The sequence below is a fragment of the Citrobacter sp. C1 genome (genome assembly GCF_014596895.2).
GTDB classification, from domain to species: Bacteria; Pseudomonadota; Gammaproteobacteria; order Enterobacterales; family Enterobacteriaceae; genus Citrobacter; species Citrobacter gillenii.
This window is the reverse complement of record NZ_CP115035.1, coordinates 3,691,808-3,708,337: the sequence shown is the minus strand read 5'-3', so window position 1 is coordinate 3,708,337 and position 16,530 is coordinate 3,691,808. Positions and strand designations below refer to the sequence as shown.

General features: G+C 52.3%; 15 protein-coding genes and 1 pseudogene. 8 read left to right on the top strand and 8 right to left on the bottom strand.

All coding sequences use genetic code 11. The features are described from left to right. Positions 1-163: 163 nt before the first annotated feature. Together IB214_RS17975 and IB214_RS17970 are read right to left on the bottom strand one after the other, a co-directional pair. Positions 164-742, bottom strand: a complete 579-nt coding sequence (locus tag IB214_RS17975; protein ID WP_117342183.1) for a LuxR C-terminal-related transcriptional regulator — start codon at positions 740-742, stop codon at positions 164-166. Between the two features lie 613 nt (positions 743-1,355). Next, positions 1,356-2,531 (bottom strand): DnaJ family molecular chaperone, encoded by a 1,176-nt coding sequence (locus IB214_RS17970; protein WP_117342184.1) that lies wholly within the window; start codon positions 2,529-2,531, stop codon positions 1,356-1,358. Positions 2,532-2,831: 300 nt separating this feature from the next. On the opposite strand from IB214_RS17970, the gene IB214_RS17965 reads away from it, so the two are divergent. From IB214_RS17965 to IB214_RS17940, 6 genes are all read left to right on the top strand, one after another. Continuing rightward, positions 2,832-3,914: an SMP-30/gluconolactonase/LRE family protein gene (locus IB214_RS17965; RefSeq protein WP_117342185.1), complete on the top strand. Its 1,083-nt coding sequence runs from the start codon at positions 2,832-2,834 to the stop codon at positions 3,912-3,914. Between the two features lie 166 nt (positions 3,915-4,080). Continuing rightward, positions 4,081-5,475: a phenylalanine transporter gene (gene pheP / locus IB214_RS17960; RefSeq protein WP_096757960.1), complete on the top strand. Its 1,395-nt coding sequence runs from the start codon at positions 4,081-4,083 to the stop codon at positions 5,473-5,475. A 165-nt stretch (positions 5,476-5,640) separates the two neighbouring features. After that, positions 5,641-6,882 (top strand): MFS transporter, encoded by a 1,242-nt coding sequence (locus tag IB214_RS17955; protein ID WP_117342186.1) that lies wholly within the window; start codon positions 5,641-5,643, stop codon positions 6,880-6,882. 15 nt (positions 6,883-6,897) lie between these two features. Further along, entirely contained in the window at positions 6,898-7,926 is a 1,029-nt protein-coding gene (locus IB214_RS17950) for a sugar phosphate isomerase/epimerase family protein (protein WP_117342187.1), read from the top strand. Further along, complete coding sequence (locus IB214_RS17945; RefSeq protein WP_117342188.1) at positions 7,923-9,074, top strand: Gfo/Idh/MocA family oxidoreductase; 1,152 nt, start codon at positions 7,923-7,925, stop codon at positions 9,072-9,074. Before IB214_RS17950 ends, IB214_RS17945 begins: the two co-directional genes overlap by 4 nt. A gap of 75 nt (positions 9,075-9,149) precedes the next feature. Beyond that, a complete protein-coding gene (locus IB214_RS17940; protein WP_115259147.1) occupies positions 9,150-10,130 on the top strand; it encodes a LacI family DNA-binding transcriptional regulator in 981 nt (326 codons plus the stop codon). 3 nt (positions 10,131-10,133) lie between these two features. Here IB214_RS17940 and IB214_RS17935 read toward each other — a convergent pair whose 3' ends face one another. The 4 genes and pseudogenes from IB214_RS17935 to IB214_RS17920 form a co-directional block, all read right to left on the bottom strand. Beyond that, positions 10,134-11,378: a mechanosensitive ion channel family protein gene (locus tag IB214_RS17935; protein WP_115259146.1), complete on the bottom strand. Its 1,245-nt coding sequence runs from the start codon at positions 11,376-11,378 to the stop codon at positions 10,134-10,136. Positions 11,379-11,442: 64 nt separating this feature from the next. After that, positions 11,443-12,096, bottom strand: coding sequence for an oxygen-insensitive NAD(P)H nitroreductase (nfsB, locus tag IB214_RS17930; protein ID WP_115259145.1), 654 nt, complete (start codon positions 12,094-12,096; stop codon positions 11,443-11,445). Positions 12,097-12,215: 119 nt separating this feature from the next. Further along, on the bottom strand, positions 12,216-12,584 hold the full coding sequence (locus IB214_RS17925; protein WP_115259144.1) for an MmcQ/YjbR family DNA-binding protein: 369 nt from the start codon (positions 12,582-12,584) through the stop codon (positions 12,216-12,218). Continuing rightward, a pseudogene (locus IB214_RS17920) lies at positions 12,584-13,165 on the bottom strand (TetR/AcrR family transcriptional regulator). The gene IB214_RS17925 and the pseudogene IB214_RS17920 overlap by 1 nt, the downstream one beginning before the upstream one ends. A 189-nt stretch (positions 13,166-13,354) precedes the next feature. On the opposite strand from IB214_RS17920, the gene IB214_RS17915 reads away from it, so the two are divergent. Together IB214_RS17915 and IB214_RS17910 are read left to right on the top strand one after the other, a co-directional pair. Further along, on the top strand, positions 13,355-14,467 hold the full coding sequence (locus tag IB214_RS17915) for an MBL fold metallo-hydrolase (protein ID WP_117342189.1): 1,113 nt from the start codon (positions 13,355-13,357) through the stop codon (positions 14,465-14,467). A gap of 16 nt (positions 14,468-14,483) precedes the next feature. After that, positions 14,484-14,825 (top strand): RamA family antibiotic efflux transcriptional regulator, encoded by a 342-nt coding sequence (locus IB214_RS17910; RefSeq protein ID WP_045440915.1) that lies wholly within the window; start codon positions 14,484-14,486, stop codon positions 14,823-14,825. Between the two features lie 21 nt (positions 14,826-14,846). Here the strand turns inward: IB214_RS17910 and IB214_RS17905 are convergent, their stop codons facing one another. Then, positions 14,847-15,095 carry a DUF1158 domain-containing protein gene (locus tag IB214_RS17905; RefSeq protein WP_115259141.1) on the bottom strand — a complete coding sequence of 83 codons (249 nt, stop codon included), beginning with the start codon at positions 15,093-15,095 and terminating at the stop codon, positions 14,847-14,849. A gap of 66 nt (positions 15,096-15,161) precedes the next feature. Beyond that, positions 15,162-16,280: a YbdK family carboxylate-amine ligase gene (locus tag IB214_RS17900; protein WP_117342190.1), complete on the bottom strand. Its 1,119-nt coding sequence runs from the start codon at positions 16,278-16,280 to the stop codon at positions 15,162-15,164. Between the last annotated feature and the right edge of the window lie 250 nt (positions 16,281-16,530).

Here is a 16,530-nt window from a genome sequence, read left to right as displayed (position 1 = left end):
GTTATTACGTTGAGTTGTTGGCTATGGTTGGCACGCGGGAGTGCTACCTGGCAGGTCGATTTTTAAAAATGGGGATACCTTCCGGGTTTCGCGGAATAAAAGACGAACTGAAAGTGAGTCCCTTTTAAAAAATAATCGTTATGGTCGTCCTTAAATAAGTCAGTTACGGCTGGCTATAGTGTGAGATGGTGTACTTGAGCCGGGTATTGGTTTTGCCAAGCTTTCTGGCAATGTTGCTTTTGTACGCCCCAATGGTTTTTTCACTTTTTTGCGATGCGCCGGCGATTTGAGTCAGCGTCCAACCGCGGGCCAACATCATCATGACGTTAAATTCGTTTGCGGTTATTTTGTTATGTACTGCTTTGATAGTGCGTGATTTTTTTATTTGAGTGATAGAGGTGAACGCGTGCAAAAGTTGATCAAGAGAGTCGTCTTGATCGAGAAAATGCATGTTCATCCCGCAAACGGTTTGAAAAAGTGAAAAAGTGGCTTCATCGGCCAGAACGATAATCATCGTCGCAGGGCGTAAGGCCATGTTGCGGATAATTCTGGCATATTTTAAAAAATCAGAATTGCCAGGATTAATAATGATGCAATCCAATTTATGAGAATGTATGTTGACGGCAGAAAGCGTCTGAGAGGAGTGGTACGTGATATCCGTAAATAATGCTGAACCACGTAAAATTTCTCGCATGCCAAGCCACGGGTAAAGTGAGTCACCCAAAAATACAGCTTTAGACATAACGATCTCCTTGAAATTTTGATGCAAGCAATCGCCTCTTTTTTTATTAAAAAGAGTTCCTCGCGATGCGTGAAATGTTAATTAAAACGAATATCCCGTTCTGTGTTTTGAACGTATCCTTATTAATTTCGGTTTCAACAGATACTTTCTGTATTTATTAAAATCTTTAACTATTCTTAATATTGATATTACACTTTGTTAAAATTTAAGATAAATCGTTTAAATCACCTCTGGGCAGTTGATTGATAGATTTCGCTTATGAATCGAGAAAATTGCGGACTGGATAACCCTAAAGACACAGGGGATTCTGATAGGTGTGGCTAAGAAGGTCGCCAAAAAAGAGCGTAATTCAGTTGGATAGGGCTCATTTTTAGCACAATGAGAACGCTGTAAGATAATTCTTAACTTAAACCAGGCTGGCGCGGAGGGTGTATAGGGGAGGGATGAAAATATTGCCATATTCAAATTTATTTACGTCTTCATTTTGTTTTATGGTGCTATGTGCTTTGATTTTATAAATTTCAAGAATTTAATTCTAAAATTGTCTTTTTGTGCTTAATTTGAAAATCACACGAAAGAATAGCGGTTCGCTTGTTTTTTGTACGTTTCCGGCTTATCCGGCCAGCAGTTCTTGCTCGACCTGGCGTACCTGATCTTCCAGCGTATTGCGGATCTCGGTTAACGCCCGTTGTTGGTCGGCAAAGTAGGCTTCCTTATCTGTCACAGAGGCGGCGAGACGCCAGGCGTTCTCAGCTTCCAGTTCGCTAATTTCGTTGAGCAAGCTGCTAATTTGCTCTCTGAGCTGCTGTATCTTGCGGCGTAAATGTTGCAGATCGTTAAGGCGGTCGCTTGCCATCATCGGTTCGAGACCGTTTTGCAACTGGGTAAGCAGCGTACGAACGGCGGCCAGATCGGCATTTTGTCGCGCCTGATTCAACTGTACCATCATCTGGTGCGCTTTATCTTTCAGGTCATCCGCAACCACGTCCGGGTGGCACAGGCGACTGGCCTGCCGCCACAGGCGTTTTAGTTCATTGCGCTCATCATGAGAAAGTGTCCGTTCGCGGTTATAACGATGCTGCGCGTCCTGCTGTTGCTCCTGATATTCATCATATTCGTGACGGGCTTCTTCCTGCGCCTGGCGGGTGGCGCTGTCATCCTGGCGGGAAAAGTCGTTTTCCAGTTCGCGAATTTCCGCCAGCAGGGCGGTGATAAGCTCTGTTTGCTGCTGAATGCGCTGCCGGGTTTCCACTGATTCGCGCGAGTCTGAACGTTGGCTCATCCACTGCTGTTTGAGCTGCGCCAGTTGATCGACCGCCTGAGAAATAAAGTGCTGACAGGACTGATAATCTTTTTCCCGGCGTTTGCGCTCAGCGTCCTGCTTACGTTGCGCACTGGCGGCCAGATGTTTACGCAACTCGAGAATACGACTCATCAGTGGTCCAAGGTGCTGATGATACAAGTCGTTGAAGTCATCAAGGATTTGAATGCGTGCATTGCGTTTATCAATTAAGTCGCGCAACTGTGTTTCAAGTGCTTTTAGCTCAAGTTTGCTGGCAGCTATGCCGGGATCTTGCCACGTTGATACCGCTCGCTGTGATTGCAGCCAGCCGGTGATTTCATGCAGGGCATCGCTGAAGCGTCGTGCTTCAAGTGCCTGAACGATCGTTTTGGGTACGTCCGTCAACGCATCATTTTTCAAATGCACCAGTTGCTGGAAAATGATCTCGTCATCTTCCAGTTCGATGGCACTTTTGATGATTTCAAGACGTTTAATGATCTTATTCATGACGGTCGCTGCCCGGCGTGGCTTAAAGCGCGTGACAGGAACCTGACCTGGGGAACGCGTTTAAAAATGTTGAAAAAACAGTAAGGTGCATTTTGTGGCCTGCGGTGCCTTTTCGTCCAGAATAATTCACGGTAATTATAAGAAAGCGGAGGTAGCGCGCGTCAGTCGCACTCTTCAAACCTCCGTTTCATCTTTTTTATTCACGAGCTAATTATTCTTGATTCAATAAAGATAATGCGTATAGTTCTCATTCTCTTTTGTTATTAACCATTTCCGTACACTCTGGTAAGGATCCCCGCAATGAAAAAAACAACATCCGCTCTGGCATTGCTGATTGCCGCAGCGCTAAGTGGCTGTGCCGCACATTCAACGCCAGCCAGTCGTACGGCGGTACAGGAAAAAGCGGTGACGCCAGCTGCTACTGATGTCCAGCAGCGTGCGTTGGCTGATGGTCTGTATGAAATGGCGCTGAGTCCGGCGGGCGATGCGCTGTATGTTGCCAGTGCGGAAGGATTTAAAGATGTCCAGGGCGGGGTGGTTTACAAACTGGATCCGAAAACGCTCAAGACGCTCGGTCTAAGCCATACCGATATGAAAAACTTTGGTATGGCGCTCTCGCCAGACGGTAAAACGGTGTACGTTACTAACTCACTGGACGGCGGCTTGAGCGCCCTGAATACCGCCGATGGTAAAGTGAAAAATCGTGTACTGTTCCCGGAACGTAATGCCGAAGGTTTCCCGTACGGTGCGCGCCAGGTGCTGCTGCATAATGGCCTGCTCTATATTGGCGCGGTGGCTGACCCGGCGGTAATTTGGGTGGTGGATGCCGAAACCCTGAAGCTGAAAACCCGTATCAAAAACACCGGTAAATGGATGACCGGTCTGCATTACTCTGACGTCACTCAGCGTATTTATGCCGCCAATGGCGGTGGCGAAATCCTGGTGATCAACCCGCGTAATCAGCGTATAGAGAAACGCTGGAAGCCGCTGGGTGAGAAACCTGCGCTGTTGCTGAATATGGCAGAAGACGCGCAAACGGGCCGTTTGTTTGTCACCGATAACTCGCAAGCGAAAACGACTCTGGTGCTGGATATCCACACCGGTAAATTGCTCAAGCAACTCGATGTTGGCGATTCGTTAGCGGTGAAATTCAATGCAAAGCGCAACGAAATCTATATTACCCAGCGCGATGCCGGGAAACTACTTAGCCTGAATGCAAACGACTACAGCGTGAAGAAAAGCTGGGATCTGCCGCCGAACCCGAATAGCCTGCTGCTCTCTGCGGATGGGCAAACGCTGTTTGTCACTGTGAAGCAGAAATTTAATAAGGACCACTCCACGGATGCACCCGATAACGTGGTGCGTATTGATCTGAATAAATAACAACAACGCGTTGGCTTCCGCTAACGCCCGTTGATTGGTGACTTTTTTCCTGCGCCTCGGTGCGTTGGGCAAGGATGCCCGGCGTATCCAAACGATTGCGCCTTGCGACAACCAGGTTGAAATGTTAAAAGAAGCCCCTTCAATATAAACGACACAGGGGTAGGGCGTGAAAAACGCGTCATCTGCATCCGACACCAGCGTGTCCGATGCCGCGTCAACGAGTGAGCCGACGCTTCAGCGGGGGTTGCAAAACCGCCATATTCAGTTAATTGCGCTGGGCGGCGCAATTGGTACGGGTCTGTTTCTGGGCATTGGCCCGGCGATTCAAATGGCAGGACCGGCGGTGCTGTTGGGCTATGGCGTAGCCGGGATCATCGCGTTTCTGATCATGCGCCAACTGGGCGAAATGGTGGTTGAAGAACCCGTTTCCGGATCGTTTGCCCACTTTGCCTATAAATACTGGGGACCGTTTGCCGGTTTTCTGTCTGGCTGGAACTACTGGGTGATGTTTGTATTGGTCGGCATGGCTGAACTGACGGCGGCTGGGATCTACATGCAATACTGGCTTCCCGATGTGCCTACCTGGATTTGGGCCGCCGTATTCTTCGTTATCATCAATGCCATCAACCTGGTCAACGTGCGACTGTATGGCGAAACCGAGTTCTGGTTTGCACTGATCAAAGTGCTGGCGATTATTGGCATGATTGGCTTCGGCGTCTGGATGTTGTTTTCTGGTCACGGTGGCGAACAGGCAAGTATCGATAACCTCTGGCGCTATAACGGCTTTTTTGCCACCGGCTGGAACGGGCTGATCCTCTCGCTGGCGGTGATCATGTTCTCCTTTGGTGGGCTGGAACTGATCGGTATTACTGCGGCAGAAGCGCAGGATCCGCAAAAAAGTATTCCGAAAGCGGTAAACCAGGTGGTGTATCGTATTCTGCTGTTTTACATCGGTTCACTGGTGGTGCTGCTGGCGCTATACCCATGGGTTGAAGTGAAATCAAACAGCAGCCCGTTTGTGATGATTTTCCATAATCTTGACAGCAACGTGGTGGCTTCCGCGCTGAACTTCGTTATTCTGGTGGCTTCTCTGTCGGTGTATAACAGCGGCGTGTACTCCAACAGCCGCATGCTGTTTGGCCTCTCCGTGCAGGGCAATGCGCCGAAGTTCTTGACCCGCGTCAGCCGTCGCGGCGTACCGGTTAACTCTCTGGTGCTTTCCGGGGCGATCACCTCGCTGGTGGTGCTAATCAACTACGCGCTGCCGCAAAAGGCCTTCAGCCTGCTGATGGCGCTGGTCGTGGCGACGCTGCTGTTGAACTGGATCATGATTTGCCTGGCGCACCTGCGCTTTCGCGCGGCAATGCGTCGCAAAGGGCGTGACACTCAGTTTAAAGCGCTGCTGTACCCGGCCGGGAACTACCTGTGTATTGCGTTCCTCGGCATGATTCTGGTGCTGATGTGCACCATGGATGAGATGCGCCTGTCGGCGATGCTGCTACCGGCATGGATCCTGTTCCTGTTTGTGGCCTTCAAACTGCTGCGCCGTAAAGCCCGCTAATCCCTTACCGATCTCATCCTTTTCGATGAGATCGGTCACTCCCTGAACTTTATCGTGATTGATCTCCCAGTTCTGTTCTTACTGACAGGATCTTTATTTTGTAATCGATTACTTTTCATTTGAACCTATTTGTAATCGATTACTTTTTTAAGGGTGGGGCAAAAAATGGTGTCGACAACCGAGAGTAGTGGAAAACAGAGCGTACAGTACCGGCTGCTGGTGCCGCGGCTGTCGCTGATGATGTTCTTACAGTTCTTTATCTGGGGAAGTTGGTCCGTCACGCTGGGGCTGGTGATGAGCCAGCACAACATGTCGCTGCTGATTGGCGATGCGTTTTCCGCCGGACCGATAGCCTCAATCTTGTCGCCGTTTGTCTTAGGTATGCTGGTGGATCGCTTTTTTGCCTCGCAAAAAGTGATGGCGGTGATGCACCTCGCCGGGGCGGCGATCCTGTGGTTTGTGCCGCAGGCGCTGGTAGCGCAAAACGGTGCGCTGCTGATTGGCCTGCTGTTTGGCTACACGCTGTGCTACATGCCGACGCTGGCGCTGACCAATAATATTGCGTTTCACAGCCTGTCGGATAAAGACAAAACCTTCCCGGTAGTACGGGTGTTTGGCACCATAGGCTGGATTGTTGCGGGGATCTTTATCGGCGTGACAGGCATTTCGGATACCACCGGCATCTTTACGCTGGCGGCGGTTATCTCTGTGATTCTGGCGCTCTACAGCCTGACGCTGCCAAACACGCCTGCGCCCGCGAAAGGGTTGCCGGTAAAAGTCCGCGATCTGTTTTGCGCCGATGCTTTCGCTTTACTCAAAACCCGTCACTTCTTCGTCTTCTCACTCTGCGCTACGTTAATCTCGGTACCACTGGGGACCTACTACGCGTACACCGCATCGTTTCTGGCGGATGCGGGCGTTGGGGATGTCAGTACCGCGATGTCGTTCGGTCAGATGTCCGAAATCTTCTTCATGCTGGTGATCCCATTCCTGTTCAGACGGTTGGGCGTGAAATACATGTTACTGATCGGCATGTGTGCCTGGTTTGTGCGTTACGCCTTCTTTGCGCTGGGCATCAGCGAAGAAGGGCGCATCCTGCTGTATCTTGGTATTTTGCTGCACGGAGTGTGTTACGACTTCTTCTTTGTGGTCGGCTTTATCTACACCGACCGTATTGCCGGGGAAAAGGTGAAAGGCCAGGCGCAAAGCATGATCGTAATGTTTACCTACGGGATCGGCATGCTGCTGGGTTCGCAAATTTCCGGTGCGCTGTATAACCATCTGGTGGCGGGGCAGGCAGTACCTGAGTCATGGATCCCGTTCTGGTGGATCCCGGCGGTTGCAGCGGCGGTGATTGCCGTGATTTTCCTTTTCTCTTTCAAGTATGACGAGAAAGAGCAGGCGTAATATTCAGGAGGGGTTATGAGAACCATTAAGGGACCGGGGATTTTTCTGGCGCAGTTTATCGGCGGACAATCCCCGTTCAATACCCTGGACGGGCTGGCGCAGTGGGCAGCGGGTCTGGGCTACAAAGCTATACAGATGCCGTGTAATCATGCGTCGCTGTTTGATGTTGAACAGGCCGCTGTTAGCCAGACTTACTGCGATGATATTCGTGGAATGCTGGCGCAGCACGGACTGACGATCAGCGAATTATCCACCCATCTCGAAGGCCAACTGGTTGCCGTTCATCCCACCTACGATGACGCTTTTGATGGTTTTGCGCCGCAGGCGGTACGCGGTAATCCTCAGGCCCGACAGGCGTGGGCGACGCGGACGTTACACCAGGCCGCGGCAGCCTCGCAAAAACTGGGGTTGACGGCGCACGCCACGTTTTCCGGATCGCTGGCGTGGCCCTATTTTTACCCCTGGCCGCCGCATAATGCGCAGCGTTTTGCCGAGGCATTTCAGGAACTGGCTGACCGTTGGCGGCCGATTCTCGACGGTTTTGATGAGCAGGGGGTTGATGTCTGTTTTGAAATTCATCCCGGCGAAGATCTGCACGATGGCATCACGTTCGAGCGTTTTCTTGCGCTGGTGGATAATCATCCGCGCTGCAATATGCTCTACGATCCCAGCCATCTGCTGTTGCAGCAGATGGACTATCTCGGATTCATCGACGCCTATCACTCGCGCATAAAAGCGTTTCATGTCAAGGATGCGGAGTATCGAGCCAGCAGCCGCAGCGGCGTCTACGGCGGTTACCAGCCGTGGATCGACCGTGCTGGACGCTTCCGCTCATTAGGCGACGGGCAGGTTGATTTCAAAACGATTTTCAGCAAGCTCACACAATATGATTATCCCGGCTGGGCGGTACTGGAGTGGGAATGCTGCCTGAAAGACGCAGAAACCGGCGCCCGCGAAGGCCGTGAGTTTATTCAGCGGCATATTATTCCGGTTTCATCCCACGCATTTGATGATTTCGCCGCAGGCGATGAGGTACGCAAATGATCCAGGTTGGCATTATTGGCAGCGGGTTTATTGGGCCTGCGCATATTGAGGCGCTGCGTCGACTGGGGAATGTGCAGGTGGTGGCACTCTGCGACAGTTCGCTGACGGTGGCTCAGGCGCGGGCCAGTGTGCTACAGGTGCCTCATGCATATGGCAGTGTGGAAGCGCTGTTGGCGCACCCGGGGCTACAGGTGGTCCACAACTGTACGCCGAATCATCTGCATGCCGACATCAACCGGCAGATACTGCGTGCCGGGCTGCACGTATTTTCTGAAAAACCGCTGTGCATAACCCCCGAAGAGGCCCATGAACTGGTGACGCTGGCGGAGCAGGCGGGGGTCGTGCACGGCGTGAGTTTTGTCTATCGCCAGTTTGCGATGGTGCAACAGGCGGCCAGCATGGTACGCAATGGCAGCGTTGGACGTCTGTTTGCCGTGCAGGGCAGCTATTTACAGGACTGGATGCTGCTGGAGACCGACTACAACTGGCGGGTTGAAGCGGCGTTGGGCGGCGGCTCGCGGGCGGTGGCCGATATTGGCTCGCACTGGTGCGACACGGTGCAGTTTGTCACCGGTAAACGCATTGTTGAGGTGATGGCCGATCTCGCGATCGTCTGGCCCACGCGGAAAGCGGACGTGGCCGGTGGTGCGACGTTTAATTCGCAGACGGTTGGTCGGCAGTTGGAGGATAAACCGGTGACCACCGAAGACCGCGGGTCGGTGCTGGTGCGGTTTGACGACGGCAGCAAAGGCTGCTTTAGCGTCTCGCAGGTTAGCGCCGGGCGCAAAAACCATCTGAGCTTTGAGATTAGCGGCAGCCAGTGCGCGTTGAGTTGGGATCAGGAAACGCCGCAGCAACTGTGGGTGGGCCACCGCCAGCAGGCGAACCAGATCCTGACGGACGATCCGGGGCTAATGAATGCCGATGTCGCCGCCAGCGCGCATTTCCCCGGTGGGCATATTGAGGGCTGGCCGGATGCGTTTAAAAATATGATGCTGCAGTTCTATCAGGCCGTACAGACAGGCCAAATGCCCGCGCCACAGGCCCGACGTTTTGCCTCGTTCAAGGATGGCGCAGACGTGATGTACATCATTGATGCGATTATAAAAAGCCATCAACAGCAGCGCTGGGTGTCGGTACAGCGTTAAACCGGTCCGGTTCGCCGGGCGGTGATTTTATGGTAGCCTCAGCACAAAGCGTAAAACGCAGGATGTGTCGTCGTTATGTCTATTCAAAAAATCGCCCAGCTTGCCGGTGTGTCGGTAGCGACGGTATCACGTGTGCTGAATAACAGTGAGTCCGTCAAGGCCAAAAACCGCGAACGTGTGCTGCAGGCTATTAAGGAAAGTAATTACCAGCCCAACCTTCTGGCTCGTCAACTGCGCACGGCGCGAAGCTCAATGATCCTCGTGATGGTCTCCAACATTGCCAACCCGTTTTGTGCCGAGGTGGTGAAAGGTATTGAGGAGGAGGCGGAGAAAAATGGCTATCGCATTCTGCTGTGTAATTCCGGTTCCGATACAGCGCGTTCGAAGTCAGCGCTGAAGCTGCTGTCAGGTAAAATTGTTGATGGCATCATCACCATGGATGCCTTCTCAAAATTACCGGAACTGACCACCCTGATTGGCGATGCTCCGTGGGTGCAGTGTGCGGAATATGCCGATAAAGGCGCGGTTTCCTGTGTGGGCATTAACGATGTAGACGCCGCGCAGTCGGTGATATCGCATCTGGTAGACAAGGGCTATCGGCGTATTGCGCTGATCAACCATGACCTGAGCTATAAATACGCCCGTTTGCGTGAACGCGGCTACAAGGCGGCGCTGCATGCGTTATCGCTGGAGTATCAGGCAGTGGAGTACGCCCGTGAGTTAAGTTCCAGCGCCGGGATCGCGGCGATGGAAAACCTGCTGGCGGCGGGGGTGAAACCCGACGCGGTGTTTGCGGTATCGGACACGCTGGCAGCCGGTGCGATGCGTGCTATTAGCAACGCCGGGTTACAGATCCCGCAGGATATCGCCGTGGTGGGCTTTGACGGTACGGAATTGGCTGAAATGGTCTCCCCACAGCTTTCAACTATTGAGCAACCTTCGCGTGATATTGGCCGCAAGGCGGTGGGGTTATTACTGAATAAAATCGATAACCCCGATGCCCCAACAGAAAGGGTGATGATGGACTGGCGCTATATTGCGCGCGCCAGTAGCTAAAGATTAACGCTGAAACGCCCCTGACAGGGCGCGAATATCATTCCCGGTCGGCGACTGATGAATACGTAATCCGAACTCTTCGACCACAGCAAAAATATGGTCGAAGATGTCAGCCTGAATACTTTCATATTCCAGCCACACCACTGTATTAGTAAAAGCATAAATCTCAATCGGCAACCCGTGGTCGTCCGGAGCTAACTGGCGCACCATTAACGTCATATCTTTGCGAATGCGCGGATGGTGACGTAAATATTCGTTCAGGTAGGCGCGAAACGTCCCGATATTGGTCATCCGGCGATGATTCAAGACGGATTCAGGTGCATCTAATTGCTGGTTCCACTCGTTAATTTCCTGAAGGCGCGTGGTCAAATACGGTTTCAGCAGATGTGCTTTATGCAATCGCTGGCGCTCATCTTCATCGAGAAAACGAATGCTGGTGGCATCGATGCTGATACTGCGCTTAATTCGCCGACCGCCGGACGCTGACATGCCGCTCCAGTTTTTAAACGAGTCAGAGACCAGCGACCAGGTGGGAATGGTGGTGATGGTATTATCCCAGTTGCGTACTTTGACGGTGGTTAAACCAATATCGATCACCGCACCATCTGCGCCGTATTTCGGCATTTCCAGCCAGTCGCCCAGTTTGAGCATATCGTTGGCCGAAAGCTGTATTCCGGCTACCAGACCGAGGATCGGGTCTTTAAACACCAGCATTAAGACTGCCGCCATGGCACCCAGACCGCTTATCAGGATGGCGGGTGATTGACCAATCAGCAGCGAAATCATCAGAATGCCGACGAGAATCGCGCCGATTAACTTGATGCCCTGAAAGATGCCTTTCAGCGGCAACTGCGAGGCGGCGGGGAGTTTTTGCGACAGATTAAGAATAACGTCGAGCAGAGAAAAGACCGACAGCAGGGCGTACATCATGATCCACAGCTGGGCGCAGGTGACTAATATCTCTGCGGCTTCGCTGCCTTTTTGTAGCCAGAGCGCGGCCTGTATATTGACGATGATACCTTGCAGCGTAAACGCCAGGCGGTGAAATAGCTTGTTCTGCGTGATGATTTGCAGCCACAGGCGGGAGCTGGCGTTGGCGCGTTTTTCAAATGCGCGTAGTACCACCCAGTGCAAAATAACGTGAACAATAATGGCGGTGATAAAAATAATGCCAAAAATCATCACCAGCGAAGTGGTGTGATTCATTTCAATGCCGAGGTCTTCTACCTGAGATATCAATTCCTGCATAACGTCTCCTTAATAAACAGCGGTCTATGATGACCGCTGTGTGGAGGTTATGCAAATGTGAGGATCAGACTTCCGTCAGGGTAGTTTCCTGCGGCAGACGTGATTTTGGCAGCGCGGCGTTGAAGTCTTCTACGCTGTGGTGGCCCACCGGGACGATAACCACGCTGGTGAATCCTTTATCTTGCAGACCAAATTCTGCATCGAGAACCGCGGCATCAAAGCCTTCGATGGGTACCGCATCGAGATCCATTGCCGCCACGCCTAACAGGAAGTTACCGACGTTCAGGTACACCTGTTTTGCCATCCAGTGCGCATCATCTTTGAGCTCTTTGCGGTGCAGATCGGCAAAGAAGGTTCGGCCTTTGTGGTTGGCGGCTTTGGCTTCCGGCGTGGCGAAACGACCATCGACTTCTTCTTGATCCACTACACGTTCCAGCCAAGCATCGTCCATCGCTGTTTTGGCGCAGAACACTACGACGTGGGACGCGTCGAGGATTTTACGTTCGTTGAACACAAAACCGCCGGCGGCGGCTTTGGCTACGCGCGCTTTGCCTTCGTCAGTGCTGGCCACGATAAAATGCCACGGCTGCGAGTTGGTGCTGGACGGACTGAACTGCAGCAGCGTTTTTAATTTTTCTGCCTGCTCAGCGGTCAGTTTTTTGGTCGGATCGAATGCCTTGGTGGAGTAGCGTTTTAAGGCGACAGAAACAATATCCATAAAAACTCCTGGTCGTTTTTCTTACCCTGCGGGTGCGTTTTGTTTCAGCAGGGTACAGGGAAAGCGGCAAAAAGATAAGACAGAAAAAGGCATAAACACTTATCGGGGTTAGCGATAAATCAGACGGGACGCAGGCGTTTTTGATCCCGCTTAGGCAGGCCGTCCACCACCCGATGCCACGAGTCATTCACCAGGTCTGCCAGTAAGGACTCGGTAATATCGTCACCGGGATAAACTGAAATCCAGTGCTTTTTATTCATGTGATAACCGGGTTCAATACTGGGGTAGATCTGCTGATTGAGTAGCGACTTTTGCGGGTCTGACTTCAGGTTGACCAGCGGGCGTCCGTGATGCTCTGAGACCAGCATAAAAATCTTGCCGCCGACCTTAAAGACGTCGTATTCCGGGCCAAACGGCCAGCAGTGTTCGGTAAACGGCAGTTCAAGCGCAAGGCGTTTTGCGCACGCATGTAATGTCTGGCCGTCCATTATTTTTCCTCGCGGGTGAGGGCGCGCCACATGGTTTCAAATCCCATGGCAATGTATTCATCGGCGCGGGCAGGGGTGCGGGTAGCAAATTCCATTGTGGTTTCAGCCAGTGACAGAAAAAACGCGTCGCCAAAGGCGCGATACTCGTCGGACATAAACTCCGGGCGCACCGAGCGATGACAAAAATCACGCAGTTCGGGGAACATATCCTCAGCCCGTTGCTCGGTTTCTTTGGTGATTTTCTCGCTGACGGCAAGCTGACGGATGGCGCGATGCCCGGCGGTGTGATGCAGGCCTCAGCTAATGTAGCTATTCCAGATGAAGTGAATCATGGTTTTGGCATCGGTCACTGAACGGTCCAGGTTAGCCATCATTGACTGGCACATATCGTGCTTTAAATGGAGGTAAAGTTCGTTGATGAGGTCATCTTTTGTCGCGAAATAGCGAAACAAAGTTCCCTCAGCAACGCCTGCATTGCGGGCAATGACGGCGGTAGAGGCCGCAATGCCGGACTGCGCAAATGCTATGGTTGCTGCTTCCAGTAATGCCAATTTTTTATCTTCACTCTTCGGACGAGCCACTACACTTTACCCTTAAGCCTGTTAAAAACACGATTGAATCACGGCCTTCGCAGCACCGCAACGGTGAATGTCAAAGATTGAAAATCATCTTGACGGCGAACTTGCGATTTCTATAATGAGTGCTTACTCACTCATAATCAAGAGTCAGTCGCGCAAACCAGCGGAAAGGGGCGCGTTTAAGGTCAGGATATGAGGCGTCTCACCGTTTGTGTGGTTGTTATTATGCTCATTGCTGCAGCTGCAAGTTTACCGTTTGTACTCAATGCCGGATTCGGTCAGGCGCCGCAAGGGGCACAACTGAGTGAGGTTGAACAGTCACCACACTACCGTGACGGACAGTTTCATAATCAGGTGCCCACGCTGGGTTACACCGGCAACAAAAGCATGCTGGCAGCCTGGTGGGAATTTCTGGTCGCGAAGCGCGAAAATGCCCGCCCTGCGCAACCATTGCCGCTGGTGGCAACCGAACTCGCGCGTCTGTCACCGCAGCAGGATACTCTCGTCTGGCTGGGTCATTCCTCGTGGTATTTGCAACTGGCGGGTCAACGCATTCTGATCGACCCGGTATTGAGCAACTACGCTGCGCCGTTTTCATTTCTGAATAAAGCCTTTGCCGGGGAGTATCCGTGGACGGCTCAAAACATGCCCGAAATCGATCTGCTCATCATCTCGCACGACCACTATGACCATCTGGATCTTGCCACCATAAAGGCGTTGATGCCGAAGATTAAGCGGGTGATTACGCCGCTTGGCGTCGGGTCGCATCTGCGGTACTGGGGAATGAACAGCGAGATAATTGAAGAGCGGGACTGGAATCAGTCCGTCAGAGTGACGGACTCACTGATTGTGCATGTCCTGCCGGCACGGCATTTTTCAGGGCGCGGCATCAAGCGTAACCAGACCCTGTGGGCCAGCTTTATGTTGGAAACGCCAGAGCAAAATATTTATTACAGTGGAGACTCCGGCTACGGGCCGCATTTTAAAGCGATTGGCGAACAGTTCGGCACGGTCGATGTGGCGATTATGGAGAACGGTCAATATGACCAGGACTGGAAGTTCATTCATATGATGCCGGAAGAGACCGCGCAGGCATCCGCCGATCTCCATGCCAAAGCCGTTGTGCCCGGTCATGCCGGTCGTTTTGTACTGGCGAAACATAGCTGGGACGATCCCTACAAGCGTCTGGCGCTGGCCAGCCGTCTCAAAGATTACCGTCTGCTGACGCCGATGCTGGGTGAGCCGGTAGTACTGTCCGAACCGGACCAACCGTTCACGGCCTGGTGGCAGCCAGCGGCTCAATGAAAAAAGGGAGATAACGATGACGATTTCTGCACAAGTTATCGAGACGATTGTCGAATGGATTGATGATAATTTGAATCAACCATTGCGCATTGATGATATTGCCCGCCACGCGGGATATTCAAAATGGCATCTGCAGCGTCTGTTTATGCAGTATAAAGGCGAGAGCCTTGGGCGCTACATTCGCGAGCGTAAGCTGCTGCTGGCGGCGCGTGATTTGCGTGATACCGACCAGAAAGTGTACGATATCTGCCTGAAGTACGGCTTCGATTCGCAACAAACCTTTACGCGTATCTTCACCCGTACGTTCAGCCAGCCACCTGGGGCGTACCGCAAAGAAAACCACAGCCGTACGCATTAACGACGAAAGGTTCTCGCGGGGCTAATCCGCCAGCGAGAACCAGCGTCGCCAGATAAAACGCAGAATAAAATACTCAATCACCCCAAGCAGTAAAAACCACAAGCAAAATAGCAACGTATAAAACTGGTTAAGATCCATCAAATGTAAAGTGGCGACGAGTTTTTGCGCCAGCACCAGGCCAAGCGAAGGCGCGGGCAGCAGCAGGCAGGACAGAAAGGCCAACAGCAGGATCCCGGCGGCGGTCATCAGTGATTCAAGCGGGTGTTTCATAACATTGTTAAACTTGAGTTAAAAGACCATTGTCCGGGATCTCCCGTGCTAACGCAAACCCCTCGCTTAACGCCCCGCCCAGATCTCACAATGTTTTTTCACCAGTCCGCTTAGCGATCCGCCATCGGCCACAAAATCACGCATGCGCTGCGCTTCGTTGTGCCCATTTTTTACCTGCTGGTGTAAGGCGTCAATGGCACTGGCGGCACCCACTTTATCCGCCGAGGGGGCGACAAGCTCCAGCAATCGAAGTGTGTCATCCGCCAGTCGGTGATGAGTGCCGGTATGCACGTCGGTAACGATCCCCTCCAGACCAAAGCGGCAGGCCTGAAAACGGTTAAATTTATACAGCAGGTAATCACGCTCCTGATGTTTGAAGGGACGCTCTTTCAACAACCAGTGGGCCGTAGCCTGAATGAGCCCGGCCATGTTGATCGCATGCTCGAGGGTGAGCGGGGTGTCCATTACGCGAACTTCTACCGTGCCAAAGTGCGGACTGGGGCGGATGTCCCAGTGCAAATCCTTAATGCTGTCAACGAGGCTGGTGTAGGCCAGTCGACGAAATAATCCCTCAAACTCCTGCCAGTTGTTAACCCACGGCATCGGACCGTTATCGGGAAATCCTGAGAAGATATTGAGTCGAGCACAGGCAAATCGCGTATCGGCTTCTTGCATATACGGTGAGGCGGCAGAGAGCGCAATAAAATGCGGCACAAAGCGTGACAGGCCGTGCAGCAGGTAAATGGCGTCGTCGCCGTGGGTACAACCTATGTGAACATGCTGGCCAAACACCGTTGCCTGCTGGATGAGATAACCAAAGTTCTCCAGGTTGCGCCGGTAGCGCTCGTCATCGCACACCTCCTGACGCCGCCATGTCTGAAACGGGTGAGTGCCGCCGCCGCAGATGTCGAGGTGATACTCCGCCGCGGTCTGCAGGATTATCTGCTGCATGGCGGAAAACTCTGCTGCCGCTTGATCAATATTACGACAGACGCCGGTTGCCATCTCCAGCATACTTTCGGTGATATCGTGCTTCACTTCTCCGGCGGTGAGCTGCGGTTTTACGGTGTCAATCAGTCGGGAAGAGTCCTGGCTCAGGTCATAGCCTGGCGGATTAACCACCTGCATTTCCAGCTCAATGCCCAATGTAAACGGTTCGGAGACATGAAAGTCGGGTAGTGACATAGCGTTCCCTCGAGCGTTGATTTTTAATCAGTATTTACTCGTCGTCTTTCGAGCCGCAGGTGTGTTGACAGCGCTTGCTCATCCTGGTCACTTACTTTAGTAAGCTCCCAGGAATTTGCAGTCTTGTCGCCTTCCTGCAACTCGAAATCCTTAGAGTATAGAAGGACTGGCGGTTTTCCGTACGATAAGGGAAATCCACATCCTGCGCTTTGAACGCAAAATGACAGGTGCTATAACTGTTTTTTGCTTT

Coding starts and splice junctions, on each gene's coding strand:
- IB214_RS17975 (WP_117342183.1), bottom strand. CDS start 742: ATGTCTAAAGCTGTATTTTTGGGTGACTCACTTTACCCGTGGCTTGGC.
- IB214_RS17970 (WP_117342184.1), bottom strand. CDS start 2,531: ATGAATAAGATCATTAAACGTCTTGAAATCATCAAAAGTGCCATCGAA.
- IB214_RS17965 (WP_117342185.1), top strand. CDS start 2,832: ATGAAAAAAACAACATCCGCTCTGGCATTGCTGATTGCCGCAGCGCTA.
- IB214_RS17955 (WP_117342186.1), top strand. CDS start 5,641: ATGGTGTCGACAACCGAGAGTAGTGGAAAACAGAGCGTACAGTACCGG.
- IB214_RS17950 (WP_117342187.1), top strand. CDS start 6,898: ATGAGAACCATTAAGGGACCGGGGATTTTTCTGGCGCAGTTTATCGGC.
- IB214_RS17945 (WP_117342188.1), top strand. CDS start 7,923: ATGATCCAGGTTGGCATTATTGGCAGCGGGTTTATTGGGCCTGCGCAT.
- IB214_RS17940 (WP_115259147.1), top strand. CDS start 9,150: ATGTCTATTCAAAAAATCGCCCAGCTTGCCGGTGTGTCGGTAGCGACG.
- IB214_RS17935 (WP_115259146.1), bottom strand. CDS start 11,378: ATGCAGGAATTGATATCTCAGGTAGAAGACCTCGGCATTGAAATGAAT.
- nfsB (WP_115259145.1), bottom strand. CDS start 12,096: ATGGATATTGTTTCTGTCGCCTTAAAACGCTACTCCACCAAGGCATTC.
- IB214_RS17925 (WP_115259144.1), bottom strand. CDS start 12,584: ATGGACGGCCAGACATTACATGCGTGCGCAAAACGCCTTGCGCTTGAA.
- IB214_RS17915 (WP_117342189.1), top strand. CDS start 13,355: ATGAGGCGTCTCACCGTTTGTGTGGTTGTTATTATGCTCATTGCTGCA.
- IB214_RS17910 (WP_045440915.1), top strand. CDS start 14,484: ATGACGATTTCTGCACAAGTTATCGAGACGATTGTCGAATGGATTGAT.
- IB214_RS17905 (WP_115259141.1), bottom strand. CDS start 15,095: ATGAAACACCCGCTTGAATCACTGATGACCGCCGCCGGGATCCTGCTG.
- IB214_RS17900 (WP_117342190.1), bottom strand. CDS start 16,280: ATGTCACTACCCGACTTTCATGTCTCCGAACCGTTTACATTGGGCATT.